At 65.6% G+C, this 19336-nt stretch carries 16 protein-coding genes and 2 pseudogenes; 6 read left to right on the top strand and 12 right to left on the bottom strand.

The window, feature by feature from the left end; all coding sequences use genetic code 11:
* Nucleotides 1-28: 28 nt before the first annotated feature.
* Nucleotides 29-1360 (bottom strand): MFS transporter, encoded by a 1332-nt coding sequence (locus tag J7I92_RS17515; protein WP_214842590.1) that lies wholly within the window; start codon nt 1358-1360, stop codon nt 29-31.
* Nucleotides 1361-1425: 65 nt separating this feature from the next.
* Complete coding sequence (locus J7I92_RS17510; protein ID WP_214842588.1) at nt 1426-2184, bottom strand: LamB/YcsF family protein; 759 nt, start codon at nt 2182-2184, stop codon at nt 1426-1428.
* A 106-nt stretch (nt 2185-2290) separates the two neighbouring features.
* Between J7I92_RS17510 and J7I92_RS17505 the strand changes: the two genes are divergently transcribed.
* Complete coding sequence (locus J7I92_RS17505; RefSeq protein WP_214842586.1) at nt 2291-2992, top strand: GntR family transcriptional regulator; 702 nt, start codon at nt 2291-2293, stop codon at nt 2990-2992.
* A gap of 63 nt (nt 2993-3055) precedes the next feature.
* Here J7I92_RS17505 and J7I92_RS17500 read toward each other — a convergent pair whose 3' ends face one another.
* The 3 genes from J7I92_RS17500 to J7I92_RS17490 are packed head-to-tail and all read right to left on the bottom strand — an operon-like array spanning nt 3056 to nt 6492.
* Nucleotides 3056-4021 (bottom strand): ribokinase, encoded by a 966-nt coding sequence (locus tag J7I92_RS17500; protein WP_214842584.1) that lies wholly within the window; start codon nt 4019-4021, stop codon nt 3056-3058.
* Nucleotides 4018-5445, bottom strand: a complete 1428-nt coding sequence (locus tag J7I92_RS17495; RefSeq protein WP_214842582.1) for an MFS transporter — start codon at nt 5443-5445, stop codon at nt 4018-4020. Before J7I92_RS17495 ends, J7I92_RS17500 begins: the two co-directional genes overlap by 4 nt.
* Nucleotides 5446-6492 carry a nucleoside hydrolase gene (locus J7I92_RS17490; RefSeq protein WP_214842579.1) on the bottom strand — a complete coding sequence of 349 codons (1047 nt, stop codon included), beginning with the start codon at nt 6490-6492 and terminating at the stop codon, nt 5446-5448.
* Nucleotides 6493-6739: 247 nt separating this feature from the next.
* Between J7I92_RS17490 and J7I92_RS17485 the strand changes: the two genes are divergently transcribed.
* Nucleotides 6740-7717 carry a LacI family DNA-binding transcriptional regulator gene (locus J7I92_RS17485; protein WP_214842728.1) on the top strand — a complete coding sequence of 326 codons (978 nt, stop codon included), beginning with the start codon at nt 6740-6742 and terminating at the stop codon, nt 7715-7717.
* 5 nt (nt 7718-7722) lie between these two features.
* Here the strand turns inward: J7I92_RS17485 and J7I92_RS17480 are convergent, their stop codons facing one another.
* The gene (locus tag J7I92_RS17480; RefSeq protein WP_214842577.1) at nt 7723-8274 is read right to left on the bottom strand and encodes a hypothetical protein; all 552 of its coding nucleotides are present in this window, start codon (nt 8272-8274) and stop codon (nt 7723-7725) included.
* Between the two features lie 673 nt (nt 8275-8947).
* Nucleotides 8948-9421 (bottom strand): annotated as a pseudogene (locus J7I92_RS24700) (DUF222 domain-containing protein); the annotation flags it as partial.
* Between the two features lie 552 nt (nt 9422-9973).
* On the opposite strand from J7I92_RS24700, the gene J7I92_RS17470 reads away from it, so the two are divergent.
* The 4 genes and pseudogenes from J7I92_RS17470 (at nt 9974) to J7I92_RS17455 (ending at nt 13304) form a co-directional block, all read left to right on the top strand.
* Nucleotides 9974-10474 (top strand): metallophosphoesterase, encoded by a 501-nt coding sequence (locus J7I92_RS17470; RefSeq protein ID WP_214842575.1) that lies wholly within the window; start codon nt 9974-9976, stop codon nt 10472-10474.
* 325 nt (nt 10475-10799) lie between these two features.
* Entirely contained in the window at nt 10800-11225 is a 426-nt protein-coding gene (locus J7I92_RS17465) for a YciI family protein (RefSeq protein ID WP_214842573.1), read from the top strand.
* Between the two features lie 71 nt (nt 11226-11296).
* Nucleotides 11297-12179, top strand: a pseudogene (locus J7I92_RS17460) (RNA polymerase sigma factor); the annotation flags it as partial.
* A 138-nt stretch (nt 12180-12317) separates the two neighbouring features.
* The gene (locus tag J7I92_RS17455) at nt 12318-13304 is read left to right on the top strand and encodes an SDR family oxidoreductase (RefSeq protein ID WP_214842571.1); all 987 of its coding nucleotides are present in this window, start codon (nt 12318-12320) and stop codon (nt 13302-13304) included.
* An 11-nt stretch (nt 13305-13315) separates the two neighbouring features.
* On the opposite strand, the gene J7I92_RS17450 is transcribed toward J7I92_RS17455, so the two are convergent.
* From J7I92_RS17450 to J7I92_RS17430, 5 genes are read right to left on the bottom strand one after another with little or no spacing between them, the layout of a single operon-like run.
* Entirely contained in the window at nt 13316-14359 is a 1044-nt protein-coding gene (locus J7I92_RS17450) for an NAD(P)-dependent alcohol dehydrogenase (RefSeq protein WP_214842569.1), read from the bottom strand.
* 25 nt (nt 14360-14384) lie between these two features.
* Nucleotides 14385-15401 carry a D-2-hydroxyacid dehydrogenase gene (locus tag J7I92_RS17445; RefSeq protein ID WP_214842567.1) on the bottom strand — a complete coding sequence of 339 codons (1017 nt, stop codon included), beginning with the start codon at nt 15399-15401 and terminating at the stop codon, nt 14385-14387.
* On the bottom strand, nt 15398-16510 hold the full coding sequence (locus J7I92_RS17440; protein WP_214842565.1) for a tartrate dehydrogenase: 1113 nt from the start codon (nt 16508-16510) through the stop codon (nt 15398-15400). Before J7I92_RS17440 ends, J7I92_RS17445 begins: the two co-directional genes overlap by 4 nt.
* Nucleotides 16507-18024, bottom strand: coding sequence for an aldehyde dehydrogenase family protein (locus tag J7I92_RS17435; protein WP_214842563.1), 1518 nt, complete (start codon nt 18022-18024; stop codon nt 16507-16509). The genes J7I92_RS17440 and J7I92_RS17435 overlap by 4 nt, the downstream gene beginning before the upstream one ends.
* 12 nt (nt 18025-18036) lie before the next feature.
* Entirely contained in the window at nt 18037-19314 is a 1278-nt protein-coding gene (locus J7I92_RS17430; protein ID WP_214842561.1) for an FAD-binding oxidoreductase, read from the bottom strand.
* Nucleotides 19315-19336 lie beyond the last annotated feature (22 nt).

Here is a 19336-nt window from a genome sequence, read left to right as displayed (position 1 = left end):
GCCTGATACGGGGCGGGCGGACCGCGCGCTAGGCGCTTGAGTCCTGCAGGAGGCGCTCTTCTTCGGCGGTCTGCGGATTCCGGCCGATGGCCAGGCCCACCACGGTGACTGCGGAGGCAACCAGCAGGTAGGCCGCGATCAGGAACCAGTCACCCGAGGCCGCGTAGAGCGCGGTGAAGATCAGCGGTGCCACCGCGCCGCCGATCACGCCGGCCAGCGTGTAGGCCAGTGAGCTGCCGGCGTAGCGCAGGCGGGCCGGGAACTGCTCGGTGATGTAGGCGGCCTGCGGGCCGTACATAAAGGCGTGGAAGGCCAGGCCGATCACGACGCCGATGGTCAGCATCAGCACGGACTTGCCCTCGATCATGAGGAAGAACAGCGGGACGTAGAGTGCAGTGCCCACGGCGGCGATGCCGTAGACGAGGCGGCGGTTGAAGCGGTCCGTGACGGCGCCAGCAAGCGGGATCAGGAACAGCTGGAACGCCGAGCCGATCAGGATGGCAGTGAGGACGTTGCCCGTGGTCATGCCGAGTTCCTTGGTGGCATAGACGGCCACGAAGACAGTGAACAGGGCGTAGAGGATGTCCGGGCAGACCCGGGACAGGGCGGCGGAAACGAGGGCGCGGGGTTCCTTGGTGAACACCTCGGTGATGGGAGCCTTGGGCTGTTCACCGTGGGCCTGGATGGCTTTGAACACCGGGGTTTCTTCCAGCTTGAGCCGGATAATCAGGCCAAAGACCACCAGCAGCGCCGAGGCGAGGAAGGCCACGCGCCAGCCCCAGGAGAGGAAGGCTTCGGTGCTGAGCGTCGCCGCGAGCATGGCCAGGACGCCGTTGGCCATCAGGTTGCCGGCGGGCGGGCCGATCTGTGCCGCCGAGGACCAGAAACCGCGCTTGTGGGCGTCACCGAATTCGCTGGAGAGCAGGACGGCGCCGCCCCATTCGCCGCCTACGCCGATGCCCTGGGCCAGACGAAGGAGCACCAGGAGCGTAGGTGCAGCCACGCCGATCACCGTGTAGTCGGGAAGCAGGCCGATGAGCACCGTGGCGGCACCGATCAGCATGAGGGTCACCACCAGGACGTGCTTGCGGCCGATCTTGTCCCCCAGACGGCCGAAGACCACACCGCCGATTGGACGGGCGAGGTAGCCCACGGCGAAGGCGGAGAAGGAGAGCAGGAGGCCCACGAACTCGTCATTGCCGGGGAAGAAGATCTTGGGGAAGACCAGGGCCGAAGCCACCGAGTAGATGGCAAAGTCGTAGTACTCCAGCGAGGTTCCGGTGAGGCTGGCAATGTACGCCTTGAGGGCTCCGGGCGGGATCTTTCGGCCGGTGCGCGCGGCCGTTGGGTGTGTGGTCATGGTTTTCCTTCAGGTGTGCGGTGGTGCTGCCTGGTGGGTCATTGGTGGGATTAGGCGAAGGCGGATTAGGCGAAGGCCCTTATGCTGATGCCGGCGCCGGTTAAGGCAGCCTTTACTGCGCCTGCCATGGCAACGGCTCCGGGGGAATCGCCGTGGACGCAGATGCTGTCTGCGTCGATTTTCAGGATGGAGCCGTCCGTGGTGCGGATGGCGGAGTCGGCGGCCATGCGCAGGACATGTTCAGCCACTTCGTCCGGGTCATGCAGCACGGCTCCCGGAAGCGACCGGGAGACGAGCGTGCCGTCGGCGTTGTAGGCGCGGTCGGCGAACGCTTCGGAAACGGCGCGGAGTCCGGCGGCCTCTGCGAGCCGCAGCACTTCCGAACCGGGCAGGCCGAGGATGGGCAGTGCCGGATCGACCGACTTGACGGCGTCGACGACGGCGCGTGCCTGTGCGGTGTGGGAAACGATCGCGTTGTACAGGCCGCCGTGCGGCTTGACGTAGCGGACGCGTCCGCCTTCCGTGGCGGCCAGCGCCTGCAGCGCCCCGATCTGGTAGACGACGTCGTCAGCCAGTTCGTTTGGATCCACGTCCATGAAACGGCGGCCGAAACCTGCGAGGTCACGGTAGCCAACATGGGCCCCGATGGTCACACCTGCCGCCACAGCTTCCCGGCAGGTGCGACGGATGACCGTGGGATCACCTGCATGGAATCCGCAGGCCACGTTCGCGCTGGACACGGACCGGAACATCGCCGTGTCATCGCCCAGAGTCCAGCGGCCGAAGGATTCGCCGACGTCGCTGTTCAGGTCCATGTAAGCCATTGTGATCCTCGTCTCATTGATGTTGCTCTACTAGGATGCACCAATTTTCCGGATTGTTCAACAATCCTTTGATTCAACGATGTGGCGATCGTGTAAATTCTGGAGTATGGCCACTTCAGAAACAGCACTCCAAGGCACCTCCCGCGGTGCTTCCAGTGCCGCTGCCCGCCTGCGCGTAGCCGTCCCTTCAGTGGCGGACAGGGTGGCGGATGAACTGCGCCTGCAACTGGCGGAAGGAATCCTGCTTCCGGGCACGCGGCTGACCGAATCCACCATCGCGGAGGACCTTGGCGTCTCCCGAAACACGGTCCGCGAGGCCTTCGCAGAGCTGGCCAGCGAACGGCTGGTGGTCCGGCACCCGAACCGCGGGGTTTTCGTGGCGAGCCTGGAGCCCGGCGACATCCACGATGTTTACACCGTCCGCCGGGCCATTGAGGTCAGCGCCATCCGCGGCGGCGGCAGCCCGGAAGCTGTGGCGGACGTCCGGGCGGCGGTTGAGGAGGGCAAACGCGCGGCCGCCGCGAACGACGATGAGGGGCTGGGCACCGCCAACCAGCATTTCCACGGCGCAATTGTGGCCCTGGCGGGAAGCCGCCGGCTGAACAGCATCATGGCGCAGGTCCTTGCCGAGATGCGGCTGTTCTTCCACAAGGCCACCCTGGACGGGCACTTCTACAGCCGTTACCTCAAGGACAACGAGGAGATCTGTAATGCCCTGGAGGCCGGAGAGCTGGACCGGGCCGCGGAGCTGATGCTGGCCTATCTGAACCGCTCAGAAGAAAAGCAGGCGGAAGTCCACGGCGAGTAGGAACTGCCGGCAGGGCGGGCCGGCCCGGGCGCGCCTAACCGGCACGCCCGGAACAAGACAGCGCTATGGCCGCATGCGCTCCACGTCGGCCACTTCGGCGTAGGCAGCCTGGGTGCCCTTCCGTGTGGCGGCGAGCGCCGCGGCGGTCGAGGCAAAGGCTGCGGCTTCGGCCAGGGGTTCCCCGGCGGCCAGCCGCGCGGCCACGGCTCCGGTGAACGCGTCGCCGGCTCCCGTGGTGTCCACGGCTTTGACCTTGACCGGGGAGATGCGGGTAACGCGTTCCGTTCCGGTGGCCTTCGAGTCCAGCACCACCGAACCGCTGGCCCCGAGAGTGACCAGCGCCCGCTGCAGCCCGCGTTCGGCGAAGCGCTCCCGGACCCGGTACCAGTCGGCGTCGTCCGCTTCGGCGCCGGGCATATCGCCCGACCCGAGGAAAAGCGAGGCCTCGTGCGCGTTGACCAGCAGGACATCGGTCAGCTCCGCCAGTTCCTGTGGGATCTCGCCGTACGGCGAGAGGTTCAGCAGGACTGTCGCGCCGGCGTCGTGCCCCCTCCGGGCGGCCGCCACGACGGTTTCGAGACTGACCTCCAGGCAGAGGCAGACCACGGCGGCGCCGTCGAACGCGTCCGCGGACGCCGCGACGTCGGCGGGAGCAAGGGTGCCGTTGGCGCCGGCGGAAATGATGATGTTGTTCTCGCCGTGCGAGTCCACCGAGATGGCGGCGACTCCCGTAGCGGCGGCATGGGACGTGCGCACGTGCGAGATATCCACACCCGCCCCGGCAGTGGAGGACAGGAGCATCTCGCCGTTGGCGTCGTCCCCCACTGCACCGATGAGGCTAACCGCGCCGCCCAACAGGCTGGCCGCCACGGCCTGGTTTGCGCTCTTGCCGCCGGGGTTGACCGCGAAACCGGCGCCGTGGACCGTCTCGCCCGGCAGCGGGAGCCGTTCGCAGTAGATGGTCAGGTCGGCATTGAGGGACCCGACGACGACGATCCGGCCGTGCGCTCCGGCTGTTCCGGCGCTCATTCGGCCACCTCTGCCTCAACCGGCTTGGGGATCAGCAGCGAGGCGCCGAAGGCCGCAACAGTGATGACGAGGCCGACCACGACGACGGTCAGGTACGACGCCTTGGCATCCCCGAGGGCGGAGGTTGCCACCAGCACGGCGGGCAGCACCAGGAAGCTCAGCCCGGCGCCGAGGTTGAAGGCGCCCGCGTTCATACCGGGCAGGAAACCGGGGTTACCGGCGGGCGAGAGCACAACTCCGAGTCCGTTCAGCATGATGTTGACCGTACCGGCGTACATGATGCCCAGCAAGACCGTGCCGGCGATCATCATCGGCAGGCTGTCCAGGCCGAAGAAGGCGATGACGGCAAGAGCGGCGATGCTGCCCAGCAGGCCGACCCGCAGCACCTTGGTGTAGCCCAGCACCGGCGCCAGCCTGCCGCTGAGCGGGCCGACCACCCAGCCGAGCAGCGCGTAGGGGGTCAGGATGATCAGCGACATCTCGGTGGGACCAACACCAAAGCCCGGAGCGGCTGCCTGCACATAGGCGGGGACGATGCCGTTGATGATGGCGAAAATGCCCGTCATCGTCAGCGTGGTGGTCAGCAGCGGAGCCCAGGTGGAGCGCTGGCGGAGATGGACGGTTTCCACCATGGGCTGCGTGGACCGCTTTTCCGTCCGCCAAAAGGCAAGGAACGCGACGGCGGCCACCGCCACCAGCCCGAGCGCCAGCACCAGGGTGCCGGCCGAGAAACCTCCGACCAGCTTGGAACCTTCGTTGAGGGCGGTGAGCAGGGCGCCGACGGCGACCACGATGAAGAACACGCCGAGCCAGTCCATGGTGGTGCCGGCCGCCGGCTTGCTCTCGCCGGCAAGGAACGCGATCAGGGCCGTGGCCACCAGCGCCAGGACCACCATAAGCCAGAAGATGCTGCGGAAGCCGAAGTGTTCCGCGAAGTAGCCGCCCACGAAGGAGTCGACGCCGGCCACGCCGCCGTTGACGGCGGTGATGAGGCCCATGAGCGTGCCGTATTTGCGCGGGCTGCTGACGGCGGAGCGCAGCATGATGAGGCACAGCGGTACGGTGGGGCCGCTGACGCCCTGGATGATGCGTCCGACGAAGAGCCACGTGACGTCCGGGGCGAGTGCGGCAATGACCGAGCCGATGGCCATCAGCAGCATCATGCCGATCAGGATCTTCTTGCGGCCGATGATGTCGCTGAGGCGCGGTAGGAAGAGGGAGAACAACGCGGCGGCGGTGAAGAACCAGGTCTGGGACAGGCCGATGACGGCCTGGTCGGTGTTCAGTTCGTTCCCCATGGTCACGAGGGCCGGACTGAGCATGGACGCGTTGAGCTGGAAAGCCACGCAGGCTGCCAGCAGGGCGACCATCAGGGCGGTGACGTTGCCGCGGGTTGTTTTGGTTTCAGTGACAATGGCAGTCATTTACTTGACCCCTCCGGCTGCCGCGCCGGCATGCGCGGGTGCGGCGGCGTGTTCGGGCTGCCGGGGTTCCCCGGGCTCCCCGATCCGGACGAGCGCGTCGACGACGAGGTCCCAGAACCGTCCATGGTCCAGGTCGACGGCCACGGAGGTGTTGCAGTCGGCGGGCGCCGGGGCACGGAAATCTGCCACCGTCATGCCGAGGGTCAGTTTGCCCTGCAGTTCGATGCCCACCGGGACCTTGCGGGTGCTGACGATGCTCGGGTCGATCACGTAGGCGACGGCGCAGGGATCGTGAACGGGCGGGTAGTCGAAGCCCTGGGCGTCCTTGTAGGTCTTGGTGAAGAACTCCATCAGTTCCATCACGAACCTGGCGGGCCCGGTGCCCACGGCTGCGATCTTTTCGACGACCTCGGGGGTGGCCAGCGCCTGGTGGGTGAGGTCCAGGCCGACCATCACCACGGGCCACTTCTCGTTGAACACAATGTGCGCGGCCTCGGGATCGATGATGATGTTGAACTCGGCAACGGCGCTCCAGTTGCCCACGTGGTAACCGCCGCCCATGAGGACCACTTCCTTGACGCGCTCAACAATGCGCGGCTCCTTGCGGGCTGCCATCGCGATGTTGGTGAGGCCGGCGGTGGGGACCAGGGTCACGGTGCCGGGTTCGTGCGCCATGACCGTGTCAATGATGAGGTCTACGGCGTGGCGCGGGTCCAGCTCGATGGCGGACTCGGGCTGGGCGGGGCCGTCCATGCCAGTTTCGCCGTGGATGTCCGGCGCGGTCTCGATGGTGCGCACCAGGGGCCGGCCGCAGCCTGCGGCAAAGGGGACGCCGGTGATGCCGGCGATGGTGCCTACCGAGAGGGCGTTCCGGGTGACTTTATCGAGGGTCTGGTTGCCCACAACCGTGGTCACGGCCAGCAGCTCGATGTCAGGGTTGCCGTGCGCAAGCAGAAGCGCCACGGCGTCGTCATGCCCGGGGTCGCAATCGAGGATGATCTTCTTGCGGGCAGGGGTCACGGGGTTGGGGTCCACGTCTATCTCCACGTCATTGGGGCTTTCCCGGAGGGAAGGGCGCTAGCAGGGTGCTAAAGCAATCAGGGTGATCATGGCACTTCATGCGCATCCACGTCAAGCGCTTAACGCGAATTACGTTAAGCGCTTGATGCCATCGACCGGGCCGAAGGCGGGAACGACGCCTCTCGCCCGCTACGATCGAAGTATGGAATCCGTGCAGCACCTCCAGGACCCAGGCGGAGGTCCGAGGAACTCAGCTCCCCGGGTTACCGCAGCCATGGTGGCGGCCCGCGCCGGCGTCTCGACGGCCACCGTTTCCCTGGTGGCCAACGGCAAGACCCGCGGGCGTGTGTCCGAGGACAACATTTCGCGGGTGCGTAACGCCATCGCCGAGCTGGGCTACGTGGTGGACGGCATTGGCAGCTCCCTGGCCAAGGGAGTGAGCTCAATTGTCATCCTGGTGGCGCCGGACATTTCCAACCCGTTTTTTGCCAAGGTGATTGCCGGGGTGCGGGAATCCCTCGGTTCCGAATATCAGCTGCTGCTGTCCGTGACCGATGCGGGCGAGTTCCCCCGGGCCGACGACGTGCGGAAGCTGATGGCGCTCCGGCCCGCGGGCCTGCTGGTGGATGCCCCGGACGCCGGCTTCCTGGAAGAGCTGTCCGTTGCCGGCCCCCTGGTGCTGCTCGATGCCCCGGGCCTGGAGGCCTACGCCCCTTCGGTCAACCTTGACGTCGCGCACGGCGCACGTGAACTGGCGGCGCACCTGGCGGCTTCGGGTCACGGGCGCGTGGCATATGTGGACAGCGTGACCGGCACCGCCACCTTCGACGTGCGGCGCAACGCCTTCCTGCAGGAGGCCGCGGCGCGCGGAATTTCAGTGCCGCCAGAATGCATCATCAGCACCACCATCGACGTCGGGGCTGCCGCCGCGGCGTTCGCCGGAGCGTGGCCGCAGTGGCAGCGGAACGGCGTCACCGCCGTCGTCTGCGGTACCGACACGCATGCCTACGGCGTGCTGCAGGAAGCCCGCGTGGCAGGAGCGCGGATCCCCGAAGAACTGGCGGTGGCCGGTTTCGATGACCTGCCGTATTCCGCTACGAGCAACCCCAGCCTGACCAGCGTGCACCTCCCCGCGACGCCGCTAGGACTCAAGGCCGGGGCGCAGTTGCGGTCCCTCATGGAAGGCCGTGTCCTGGAGCAGCCCCAGGTGACGCTGGAGAGTTCGCTGGTTGTCCGCGGCTCCACGGCGTGACCGGGTCAGCGGGCTCCGGGACGGAACCTCATGAGACCGAAGGCTGCGGACAGCAGGAGCATCCCTCCGCCGATGGCAATGAGGTATCCGGCCACCGGAACCGTCCCGGCCGCACCGCCGAGCTCAGGCGATGCCACTGCCAGTATCCTGCCTGAGCGTGATGACGGCTGTGATGCCTTTCCCCGTGGAGTGGCGGCAAAGCTCGCGTGCGACGGCGGTGCGCCCGCCGGGATGGAAACCGGCGTTGTTCCGGCCCCTGCCACTCCTTCCCGGGGTGGAATGCTCTCCACGGTCGGGCCCGTAACAACGGGCTGCGTTTCGGCGGGAGCTGCGTCGCCCGGCCCGGGGTCGGGTCTGGCGGGCGCTGCCGGGGAAGGGTCCGGCGGCGACGGCTCGGAGGACGGCGGGCCGCCGGGAACGCAGAAGCCGCCGGCAGCAGCCGGTACCTGTTTCTCCGGGCAGGGTTCGGCCATGGCACGCGCAGGGAAAGACAGCACGCCCGCGGCAACGGCGAACAGAGCCGCAAGAACGCATAGAACCAGTCGACCGTTGCACATGCCATCCAACGCTACCCGTTTGCCCGGAGGTTTGCAGGACTGTTTCGAGGCCTCGGCTATGCGCCGCATAACGAACACGATTACCCGGAAGCGGGGACCTGGGACGACGTTTTCGCCTAACTCGATCAACCACAGTTGGCGGTGCTGTCCAACTTTTATGACTTTGCCCTCGAGATGAACCTGGGGCCGCTGGTGGAGGTACCGCGGCAACGAGGATCGAACACCCGAGTGAACGCCCACCACAGTCCGATGGACGCGTTCCGTCCTGCCCGGCGAGGGTGTTACCGGCAGCGTGTTCCACGGCCGGTGTGGCGGGGAATCCCGGATGATGCTGGCACACGATCGTGGTGGCGAGCTCCGGGTGATGCTCTGTGGTGACCCTGTCGGCCAGGAATCGGGGGCAATTGACGTATGGTCCCGCCCGGCACATGTTTGCCAGGGCGCAAACCGCTCTGGGATCGAACTGGACGCTTCACGATCTGCGCCATACTCCAGCCAAGCGGATGATCTCTGATCCGGCATTCACACACTGGTTGGACGTCCAGACGGTGCTGCGGTACGCCCACGTGACCACCACGACGGTTTACACGCAGCCGCGGATGGAGGATGTGCTGCACAAGGTGTTGGAGCACTATGCGAGGCCGAAGCCTCCGGTCCCGGCTATTGAACCGGGTCACGATGGCGCTGCCCTTCGGGAGCTTTTAGGCTGGGCGAATAAGCGGCACGGACACGGCCGAGGATCTTCGGTCGCCGCTGAGCAGACGCGCCGCCGGAGCAGTGAGCTCCGGCTTGCGGCAGTCACGACGACCTCGGCGTGGAATGCTCCGGCTTCCGATTCATCAGCGCTGCCCAAAAGACGGTGGGCCAGTGCATCTGCGCGAAGCTCCGACAACGTGCGGGGATCGGGAGCGGTGCGGGGTCCCGGAACGGCCCTGAGCCCTCCAGCCCGTGCGCTGGCTTGCCGTGCACCGCGGTCGAGGCCATTGTAGATAGCCATCCCGACTTCCGCCGCAAGGAGTGCGGTGAGCGTGCACATGCCGTCCCGCTCCGGCGAGAACCACACACCGCGCTCACGGTGGGCGGACGCCTTCCTGGCCGTGAGGCTCTCCGGATGGAGGCACTCGCGGAGCCTCCGCAGGCATGCGCGAAGCTCGGACGGGCCTGGTCGAGAATGATCGCAGCGTGTGCACTGGAGATCTCACCCTCCTCAACCGCCTCAAGGACCGCCCACTGGGACGTAGTGAAATCCGCGGCATCATTCAAAGAGCGCGCGGCCGTGCCTTCAGAGATGGCACAGGTGGCGGCACCCTCGGTGACCACAAGCGCATGGGTCTCGTCCCCGCCAAACCGCACTGGCTGGTTCTCTTGCCGCCGGGGAGGTTCTTCGCTAATCGCTTCTTCTACCCGGGCCAGGGCGCGCACTTTCATGGCTGTTGCCCACGCGATGAGCCGATCGGCCGACTCCACCAGGCTGAGTGCCCCGTCTGCTGTGAGGAAGGAGGCGAGGGGAAAGCTAACAGTGCCGAGCAGCAGTGAGTCCTCCTGGTCTGTGAAGTCAACAGCCGGAATCCAAGTATCGTCCTCCGTTACGAACGTCTGGGCCTCCATGCCACTCCCCCTTCCACGCCTCTCCCCTTCGGATACTTTCAGCCTAGGGGGAGGGCCAGACATTAAAGGGGCCGCATGGCACCATGCAGGTATGACGCTTCGCCTGCTGCTGATGGCCGACACCCATGTTCCTGCCCGGGCCAAGGATCTTCCGGGGCAACTGTGGGCTGCAGCCGGGCAGGCCGACGTCGTTTTCCACGCCGGCGACTGGACCGCTCTTGCACTGCTGGACGAACTTGTTGCCCGCTCCAAAAGGCTTGTAGCCGTGTACGGCAACAACGACGGCGACGCACTGCGCGAGCGCCTGCCGGAGTTAGCCCACGTCACGCTGGAAGGCGTGAGGTTTAGCATGATCCACGAGACAGGACCCGCCAAAGGCCGTGAAGCGCGGTGCCAAAATGCATTCCCCGACTCACATGTCCTGGTTTTCGGACACAGCCACATCCCCTGGGACAGCACTGGGCCGGGAGGGCTGAGATTGCTCAACCCCGGATCACCCACAGACCGCCGTCGTCAGCCAGCCTGCACGTACATGACGGCGACGCTCGCGGCAGGCCGGCTCACCGACGTCGAACTTGTGACGGTCGCGTAGACCTCCAGACGCCGCCCTCACATCAGCTAGGCAACAGGGAAGCGTTGTCAGCTCCGGGACGGTGGATGCCGTTACGGAGAACGGCGGAATCCTCTGGATCACTTCGCCTGCTGAGGGCAGGAGACCCTCTGAGAGGGTAGCCGTAGCCCGGTTTGGGCCGTTCAGCCTGTAGGGCCGGGTCCTTTTCCGAGTAGCTGTACACTGCTGGTCATCACATCGACGAAAATTTCCGGAACTTTTTGGGCGCCGTGTCGATCCGAGGCTTTCCCGTTCGACGCGTTAGTAGAAGGACGCATCCGCGCCCTCACAACTAAGGAGAACCACCATGAAATTCATGCTGATCATGCGGGCAACGGAGGAAGCCAAGAAGGCCTACGAGGCGGCGGACTTCGAGCAGATCATTAATGCGATGGGCGCCTACAACGAGTCGCTGATGAAGGCGGGCGTGCTTCTCGCGGGCGAGGGTCTTGCCGACGATTTGAGCGAAGCGTTCGTCGTGGACTTCTCCGAAGATTCGCCGATCGTCACCGACGGCCCCTACGGCGAAACCCATGAACTGTTCAACGGCTTCTGGATCATTCAGACCGCCAGCAAGGAGGAAGCGGTCGAGTGGGCGCGCCGCTGCCCGCTGGGTCCCGGCAGCAAGCTCGAGGTGCGCCGGGTGACCGAGATGAGCGACTTCGAGGACTTCGCCGATAACGAGTACCTGCGCAAGGAGGCGGGCTGGCGCGAGGAGCTTGGCCAGCCGTAAGTCATGACGGGTGAACACGCGAAGGCCTCCCTGCCCGACGTCCAGCGCACTGTGGAGGCAGTGTGGCGCATTGGCCGGAGTCAGGCGTCCCGAACAACACGGGCGCCTGGCTCACGGCCGTGGCCAAGCGCAAGGCCATCGACAGCTGGCGCCGCCGCGAACGCCTCGATGAGCGGTACCGCGACATGGCGCAGCATCTCCAGGAAGCGTCCGACGACGAGTGGCAGCCAATCGACGACGACGTCCTCCGGCTCGTCTTCACGGCCTGCCATCCCGTGCTTTCGCGTGAAGCGCAGGTTGCGCTGACGCTGCGGACCGTGGGCGGCCTCGCGACAGAGGAGATCGCCCGGATGCTGCTCGTGCCGGTCGCCACGGTCCAGCGGATCGTGCGGGCAAAGAAAACCCTTGCTGCCGCGGCTGTGCCGTTTGAAGCTCCGGACCCCACTGAGTGGAATGCCCGGCTGGCCGCTGTGCTCGGAGTGATCTACCTGATCTTCACCGAGGGATATGCCGCCACCTCCGGGGACGGGTGGATCCGCACCGATATAGCGAACGAAGCACTGCGGCTGGGGCGCGTGCTCGCAGGCCTGTTGCCGCGCGAGCCGGAGGTGCACGGTCTGGTTGCGCTCATGGAATTCCAGGCGTCCCGGTTCGCCGCCCGCGTCCAACGCGACGGCACCCCCATTCTTCTCGCCGACCAGGACCGGTCGCGCTGGGACCGGGCACAGATCGGCCGGGGCCGGGCCTCGCTGAAGCGCGCCGACGCGGTGCGCCGGGGCCGGGGCAACTACAGCCTGCAGGCCGCCATCGCCCGAGTGCCACGCGACCGCACGGAGCGTTGAGGAGACGGACTGGCACCGGATCGTCCTGCTCTATGAGGCGCTCGGCCGGCTCGCGCCCAGTCCCGTCGTCGAGCTGAATCGCGCGGTGGCGGTGTCCATGGCAACAGGGCCGGGCTGACGCCCGTCCATAAGCGTGCTGATACCGGGCAAACGGCCGTTGTCGCGCGGCTCGTCGATGAGTACCATAAACAACTAAGCCTGCTTATTGCTTTCAGTGCTAATCACCCACATGGAGACGGAGGGGTTGCGTATGCGCCTCAGGGACTGCGTCGTAGTTATTACCGGTGCATCAAGCGGAATCGGCCGGGCTACGGCCATCCGTTTGGCGCGCAAAGGTGCGCGGCTGATCTTGGCGGCGCGCGGAACGGAAGCCCTCCAAACGCTGGCCAAGGAGTGCCGGAAACGTGGCGGGAAAGCCATCGCCGTCACGACCGACACGACTGACGCCGAGGCCATGGAGGCCCTGGCCGCACGAGCCGTCGAAGAGTTCGGACGGCTGGATGCCTGGGTCAACAACGCTGCAGTTTCAGTTTTCGGGCGGATGACGGAGATCCCGCTTCAGGACTTCCAGCGCGTGCTTGATGTCAACATCACCGGCTACGTTCACGGCGCCAGGGCAGCCCTGCCGCGCCTGCGCGCCCAAGGCTCCGGGGTGCTCATCAACGTGGCATCCATTGTGGGAGAAGTTTCCCAGCCCTACACTGCGCCCTACTCAATGTCGAAGGCGGCGGTCCGGGCGTTGGGAGTCAGTCTTCGGTCCGAACTTCGGCTGGACGGGGTAACCGGCGTAAAGGTTTGCACCATCCTGCCTGCAGCCATCGACACTCCTTTCTTCCAGCACGCGGCCAACTACACCGGCCGGAAGGTGGTGGCCATGCCCCCGGTCTACACGCCGGCCCGGGTGGCCAAATCAATACTCAAAGCCCTGAAGAGGCCACGCCGGGAACTAGTGGTGGGGCCGGCCGGCCGATACATGGTCCTGAACCACCGCTTCCTTCCCCGCAGGGTTGAGGACGCCATGGCCATCCAGGTTGACAAGACACACCTGTCCAGGAAACACCCAGCAGAGAACTCGACGGGTAACCTGTACCAACCCTCGAACCGGGTGCGCGCTGCCTCCGTTCGCGGAGGATGGCACGGGCGGCGTCGCACTGCACAGCGTCGGGTGTTTACGGCACTAGCCGTTGGGGCCGGCGCCGCAGTCCTTCGAAGGTTCACACTGAAGCTGCCTCAATGAAGTGCGCTGTCCTAGAACGTGGAGGCGTCGATCACGAAGCGGTACCGCACATCGCTTGCCAGCACCCGTTCGTAGGCCTCGTTGATCTGGCTGGCCGGAATGACCTCCACTTCTGCTCCCAACCCCCGGGCCGCGCAGAAGTCCAACATTTCCTGGGTTTGACGGATACCGCCCATCTTCGAGCCGGCCAGGTTGCGCCGGAATCCGGCCAGCATCCAGGTACGCAACGTTAAGGGCTTCGAAGGGAGCCCGACCATCACCATGGTGCCACCCACGGCGAGCAGGGAGAGGTGCGCGTCGACGTCGATATCCGCGGAGACAGTATTGATGATCAGATCAAAATGACCTGCCAGGATTTCGAAGGTCGCGGGGTCTGATGTTGCGTGGTAGGCCGCCGCCCCCAAGCGGAGCGCGTCCTCTTGCTTCTTCAGTGACTGGCTGAGCACCGTAACCTCGGCGCCCAGGGCTGCTGCGATCTTAACACCCGTGTGGCCGAGCCCGCCCATGCCGATGATGGCAACGCGCTTCCCCGGCCCGGCGTCCCAGTTGCGCAGCGGCGAGTACATCGTGATGCCCGCGCAGAGCAGCGGGGCGGCAGCAGCGAGCGATATACCATCAGGAATGCCAAGAACATAGTTCTCATCCACGACGATGCTGGTGCTGTAACCACCGGCAGTCGGCAGCCCGTCGCGGCCTACAGAGTTGTAGGTTCTGATCGATTCGGCCAGACAGTGCTGCTCCTCACCGTCACGGCAGTTGGCGCATTCCCGGCAGGAGTCTATGAAGCAGCCCACGCCCACGCGGTCGCCGACTGAATGTCGCGTCACCATGGGGCCAACGGCCTCAACGATCCCTGCAATCTCGTGCCCTACAACGATGGGGTAGCTGACCCCGGCCCAGTCACCGCGTGCGGTGTGGATGTCGGAGTGGCAGATGCCAGCGAACCTGATGGCAATTTGTACCTCGAAGTCACCGGGCTCGCGCCGTTCGACTGTGCCCGGCCGAAGGGGCGAGCCGGCTGAATCTGCCACGTAGGCCCTGGCGGTGGTAGGCATTCCTGCTCCTTGGCTTGCTGCGGTCTTAGCTAGAGTGTCGGGGGGACGGAAGTGATGGCTCAGGTCGGGCTGCGAACCCAAGTGACTTGTCCACAACGTTTTCCAGGGGTTCGGCGTTGCAATACCGCCGCAGGTTGTCCACGAACAGCTTCCCGAGATCATCGAGGTAGTCCTCGGTGTCGCCGCTCATGTGGGGCGTAATGATGACGTTCTCCATACCCCACAGTGCGTGCCCTTCGGGCAAGGGCTCGGGATGCACCACGTCCAAGGCAGCGCCGGCTATGGAGCCCGACGTCAATGCTTCGGTCAGTGCGCCGGTGTAGACAAGTTCGCCGCGTCCCACATTGATCAGGTGCGCGGTGGGTTTCATCGCGGCGAGGACTTCGGCGTCGACCAGGCCCCTGGTGTCATCGGTCAGGGGCGCGGCGAGGACCAGGTAGTCATAGGCATGGACGATCCCGGCCAGGTCGCGGGATGAGTGGATCCTGCCAAAATCGGATTCCCCCGGCCTGCTGGTCCGCCCGGCGCCGTCGACTTCCATCCCGACGGCGTGGAAGAGGCGGGCGGTTTCGCGGCCGATGGATCCGGTGCCGACCACCAGGACGGTCTGGCCCTGGATTTTGCGGGTGACCCGGTGCTGCCAGCGTTGCTGCTGCTGGAACCGGAACGAGCCTCGGGTGTCCTTGGCCAAATCCAGCACGAAGCCGAGTGCGAACTCGGCGATGGCGCGGCTGAGGATACCGCGGGAGTTCGTGTAGGTGATGTCGCTCTGGACCAGTTCATCGAAGAGCACCTGGCTCACACCGGCGGCTGAGACGTGGACCCATTTCAGGGAGGAGGCCGCCTCCCAGTTCTCCTTGAGCGCAGGGGAGAAAGAGTGCCACTGGTAGAGGACGTCCGCCCCGTCCAGCGCTTTCGCCATACCGTCCGCCTTGGTCAGCCGGACCTCGGCGAGCTCCTCGATTTCGGCCAGGCGGGGCGGGAGTGCTTCCCGGTAAAGGGCCGCGACGACGGGCCGCCTCCTGTTGGCTGCGGCCGTCACGGCGTTGAAGCGCCGACGGCGGCGGACCCTGCTTCGGCACCCGCGTGTTCTACGGCGTGCGCGTCAATGGCGGTCAGGACTGCGGCAGTGAATTCCGACGTCGAGTTGGTTCCGCCGACGTCGCGGGTCCCGTGCCCGTCGCGCAGGGCGGATTCGAATGCTGCCCGGAGATGCGCGGCCGCACCGGGGTGGCCGAGGTGCTCAAGCATCATCGCCCCGGACCAGATCTGACCCACCGGATTGGCCAGGCCCTTCCCGGCGATGTCCGGAGCGGAACCGTGGACGGGTTCGAAGAGGGACGGGTAGGCACCCTCCGGGTTCAGGTTCGCGCTCGGCGCCAGGCCGATGGAGCCGGTCACGGAGCTGCCCAGGTCCGAGAGGATGTCACCGAAAAGGTTGGAGGCGACGATGACGTCCAGGGTCCAGGGTTTCAGGACCAGGTGCGCTGCCAGGGCGTCCACGAGTTCGTGGGTGACGCTCACGCCCGGGTAGTCCCGGACGGTTTCGTCAACAACTTCATCCCAGAAGGGCATGGTGTGAATGATGCCGTTGCTCTTCGTCGCGGACGTCAGCCTCCCCGTGCGGGACGCCGCGAGACCGGCCGCATACCGGGCCGCCCGGGAAATTCCCAGGCGGGTGAAGATGGTTTCCTGCACGGCGCTTTCCTGCGGCAGCCCGCGGTACATCCGCCCGCCGACCTCCGAATACTCCCCTTCGTTGTTTTCGCGCACGATGAGGATGTCGATCGGTTCCTTGCATGCAAGAGGCGAGGCGACGCCGTCGAGCGTTTTGACCGGGCGGAGGTTGATGTACTGCTGGAATTCCCGCCGGATCGGGATCAGCAGACCCCACAGCGATTCCGTGTCCGGGACCTCCGGGGAGCCCACCGCACCAAGGAAGATTGCGTCGTGGTTGGCGAGCTGTTCGATCCCGTCAACGGGCATCATCCGCCCGTGCCGAAGGTAATAGTCCGAGCCCCAGTCAAAGTGCGTGAACTCCAGGTTCAGGGAATGGATCTGAGCGATCCGTTCCAGGCAGGTGATGGCCGCCGGAACCACTTCGGTGCCGATGCCGTCACCTGCGATGACCGCGATGCTGTGCCTACTCATGATGTTTTCCACTCCGAAGTGCCCGAAATCTTTTCTGCCAGGTTGATGATGGTGCTCTTCGGTTCGGTCATTTCGTGCACGGCGTACCGGACGCCTTCACGGCCCACGCCGGATTTCTTGAACCCGCCGAAAGGCATGGAGTCGATGCGCACGTCGCTGGTCTCGTTGATCACGACGGCGCCCACGTGCAGCTTGTCGGCAATGGCCAGCGCAAGATCAATGCACCGAGTGAAGACGCCTGCTTGGAGGCCGTACTCGGTGTCGTTGGCGGCGTAGATCGCGTCCGAAACCTCGATGAACGGCAGGATGCTGACCACGGGCCCGAAAACTTCTTCCTTGATCACCCGGCATTCTGACGCCACGTCGGCGAGGACGGTTGGCAGGTAGTACGCGCCCTGCCGCTGTCCCCCGGTGTGGACGGTGGCGCCCGCCGCTTTGGCTTCTCCTACCCCCTCGACACGGCGGGCCTCTGCCTCGGAAATCAGCGGTCCAACATCAGTGCTCCGGTCCAGCTTCGGCCCGGTCGTGAGCGCCCCTGTGCCGCGAACGACGAGTTCCAGGATTTCGTTGAACAGCGAGGTGTGGACATAGACCCGCTGCACAGACAGGCAGTTCTGCCCCGCGATCCCGAAAGCACCGGCAACGATCGCCCGCGCCGCGGCTTCCGCGTCGGCATCGGCGCAGACAATCGTGGCGTTGTTTCCGCCGAGTTCGGAAAGGATCTTTTTGGACCCGGCAGCGACGGCGATGCGTTCGGCTGTTACGGGGCCGCCGGTGAAGGAGATGAGGTCCACCTGGGGGTCCGTCACGAGCGCCTCGGAAACACCGGGGCCGGTCACGATCGCCGCGATGCGTCCCGGCGGGACGCCCGCTTCCAGCAGCAGCTGGACAAAGGCAAGCCCCGTCAGCGGAGTCCGGGTGGACGGTTTAAGAACGACGCCGTTTCCTCCGATAAGTGCGGGGCCCAGCTTATGCGCCACCAGGTTCAGCGGATCGTTAAAGGGGGTGATCGCGGCAATGATGCCCACAGGCTTCCGGGCGTACCAGCCGATCTTGTTCGCCCCGGCCATGCTGTCCTCAAAACCCAGGGTCTCGCCCGCCAGCTCGGCCGAGGCGGCGGCGGAGAGCCGCAGGGTTTCGGTGCAGCGCCGCACCTCGCGCTCGGCTTCCGTGATGGTCTTACTACTTTCGGCAGCGATGATGCTGGCAAAGCGGGCAGACTGCTCACTAAGCAGCAGTGCCGCCTTTTCCAGTGCCTCCCGGCGGGCACGCAACGGCCACTCCTGGACCTGGAGGTGCCGGTGAACATGGGCAATGGCCCGGCGCACGTCCTGCGGAGTTGAGCTGCAGACCCGCCCCACCAGGAGACCGTCCTGGGGATCCCGGACTTCCACGGTCATATCAGCGGTCTGCCACTGCCCTTCTATGAATGCTCCCCCGGGAAGGTTGGCCAGTTTTGCCCGGTCGTACCCCGTATCGGGGCGCGTGTCAGCGAGGATTGTCGATGGCGACATGTGGTCCCTTGTCTACTTGACTCGGTCGATGATCTTGGCGGCAGCGCCAATAAAGGGCAGGAACCAGGGCGGGCCGAAGTGTCCCGGCACGGGCGGGTTTTTCAGGTCTTCCCACACGTTGGCGCTCTTGTCGCCGGCCATGTAGTGGGCCATCCTCTTGCCCATGTGGGCGGCCATTTGCACCCCGTGTCCGCTGTAGCAGAGGGAGTAGAAGAGGCCGTCGTGGACGCCGGCGTGGACCATCTGGTCCATCGACAGGTCCACCAAACCTCCCCAGATGTAGTCCACCTTGGCGTTGGACAGGTAGGGAAACAGCTCGAGCATTGCCTTGCGCAGGATTTCGGCGCTCTTGACGTCCGAGTCCGGGCTGGACAGCGCAAAGCGCGCCCGGCCGCCGAAGAGGAGCCTGTTGTCCGGGGTGATCCGGAAATAGTAGGTCAGCATCTTGCTGTCGGAGGCCTGCCGCCGGTTCGGCAGGATCCGGTTGACTACGTCTTCGGGCAATGGCTCAGTGCAGATGATAAAGCTGCCCACCGGGATTACCCGGCGCTGCAGCCAGGGGGTGACACCGCCGGTATAGCCGCTCGTGGCGACCAGGACCTGCTTGGCCCTGGAGATGCCACGGGTGGTGTGCACGTCGTGGACGGTGCCCGAGACCTTTTTCAGCTCGGTGACACCGGCGTTCTCACAGATGTCCGCGCCCACGGCAGCAGCCGCACCGGCCAGCCCATGCACGAACTTGCCCACATGCAGGCCTGCTCCCAGCGGATCAAGCATGGCTCCCTGGTAGAAGTCCGTGCCGATTTCGCTGTGGATCTCAGACTTGGGGATGACCTTGACGTGGTGGTCTGCCAAGCTAGCCAGCAGTTCCTGCGACTTCAGGAACCCCTCGTAGTGGGATTCGTGGAAGGCCAGCGAGAGCTTCCCAAAACGCTTGTAGTCACAGTCGATGCCGTTGTCATGCACCAGCTTCTCGATGCTGTCGATGGCGTCGTTGTACTCGCGGAACATCTCCACCGCGCGGGGTCCCCCGTAGCGCTTGACCGCGGTGCTGAAGCCAATGGCCAACCCGGTCGTAGCCATTCCCCCGTTGCGGCCCGACGCGCCCCAGCCCACAGTGTGGCGCTCGAAAACGGCAACGCTCGCACCTTGCTTGGCAAATTCCAGGGCCGCGGACAGCCCCGTAAATCCGGCGCCGATGATTGCCACATCGACATTCGCGGGTACCGGAGTCTGCCGGTAGTCTCCGGAAGGCTCCGCAGTGTCCAGCCAGTAAGGAATGAGTTTCATGGGTTGACCTTTCGCCTCGTCG

Origin of the sequence: Arthrobacter sp. ISL-72, from assembly GCF_018613755.1 — a bacterium.
GTDB lineage: Bacteria > Actinomycetota > Actinomycetes > Actinomycetales > Micrococcaceae > Arthrobacter.
This window is presented reverse-complemented; position numbering and strand designations above follow the sequence as displayed.

What these genes read in the sequence shown, in the direction of transcription:
- J7I92_RS17515 (WP_214842590.1), bottom strand. Translation starts at nt 1,360, where the DNA reads ATGACCACACACCCAACGGCCGCGCGCACCGGCCGAAAGATCCCGCCC.
- J7I92_RS17510 (WP_214842588.1), bottom strand. Translation starts at nt 2,184, where the DNA reads ATGGCTTACATGGACCTGAACAGCGACGTCGGCGAATCCTTCGGCCGC.
- J7I92_RS17505 (WP_214842586.1), top strand. Translation starts at nt 2,291, where the DNA reads ATGGCCACTTCAGAAACAGCACTCCAAGGCACCTCCCGCGGTGCTTCC.
- J7I92_RS17500 (WP_214842584.1), bottom strand. Translation starts at nt 4,021, where the DNA reads ATGAGCGCCGGAACAGCCGGAGCGCACGGCCGGATCGTCGTCGTCGGG.
- J7I92_RS17495 (WP_214842582.1), bottom strand. Translation starts at nt 5,445, where the DNA reads ATGACTGCCATTGTCACTGAAACCAAAACAACCCGCGGCAACGTCACC.
- J7I92_RS17485 (WP_214842728.1), top strand. Translation starts at nt 6,740, where the DNA reads ATGGTGGCGGCCCGCGCCGGCGTCTCGACGGCCACCGTTTCCCTGGTG.
- J7I92_RS17480 (WP_214842577.1), bottom strand. Translation starts at nt 8,274, where the DNA reads ATGTGCAACGGTCGACTGGTTCTATGCGTTCTTGCGGCTCTGTTCGCC.
- J7I92_RS17470 (WP_214842575.1), top strand. Translation starts at nt 9,974, where the DNA reads ATGACGCTTCGCCTGCTGCTGATGGCCGACACCCATGTTCCTGCCCGG.
- J7I92_RS17465 (WP_214842573.1), top strand. Translation starts at nt 10,800, where the DNA reads ATGAAATTCATGCTGATCATGCGGGCAACGGAGGAAGCCAAGAAGGCC.
- J7I92_RS17455 (WP_214842571.1), top strand. Translation starts at nt 12,318, where the DNA reads ATGCGCCTCAGGGACTGCGTCGTAGTTATTACCGGTGCATCAAGCGGA.
- J7I92_RS17450 (WP_214842569.1), bottom strand. Translation starts at nt 14,359, where the DNA reads ATGCCTACCACCGCCAGGGCCTACGTGGCAGATTCAGCCGGCTCGCCC.
- J7I92_RS17440 (WP_214842565.1), bottom strand. Translation starts at nt 16,510, where the DNA reads ATGAGTAGGCACAGCATCGCGGTCATCGCAGGTGACGGCATCGGCACC.
- J7I92_RS17435 (WP_214842563.1), bottom strand. Translation starts at nt 18,024, where the DNA reads ATGTCGCCATCGACAATCCTCGCTGACACGCGCCCCGATACGGGGTAC.
- J7I92_RS17430 (WP_214842561.1), bottom strand. Translation starts at nt 19,314, where the DNA reads ATGAAACTCATTCCTTACTGGCTGGACACTGCGGAGCCTTCCGGAGAC.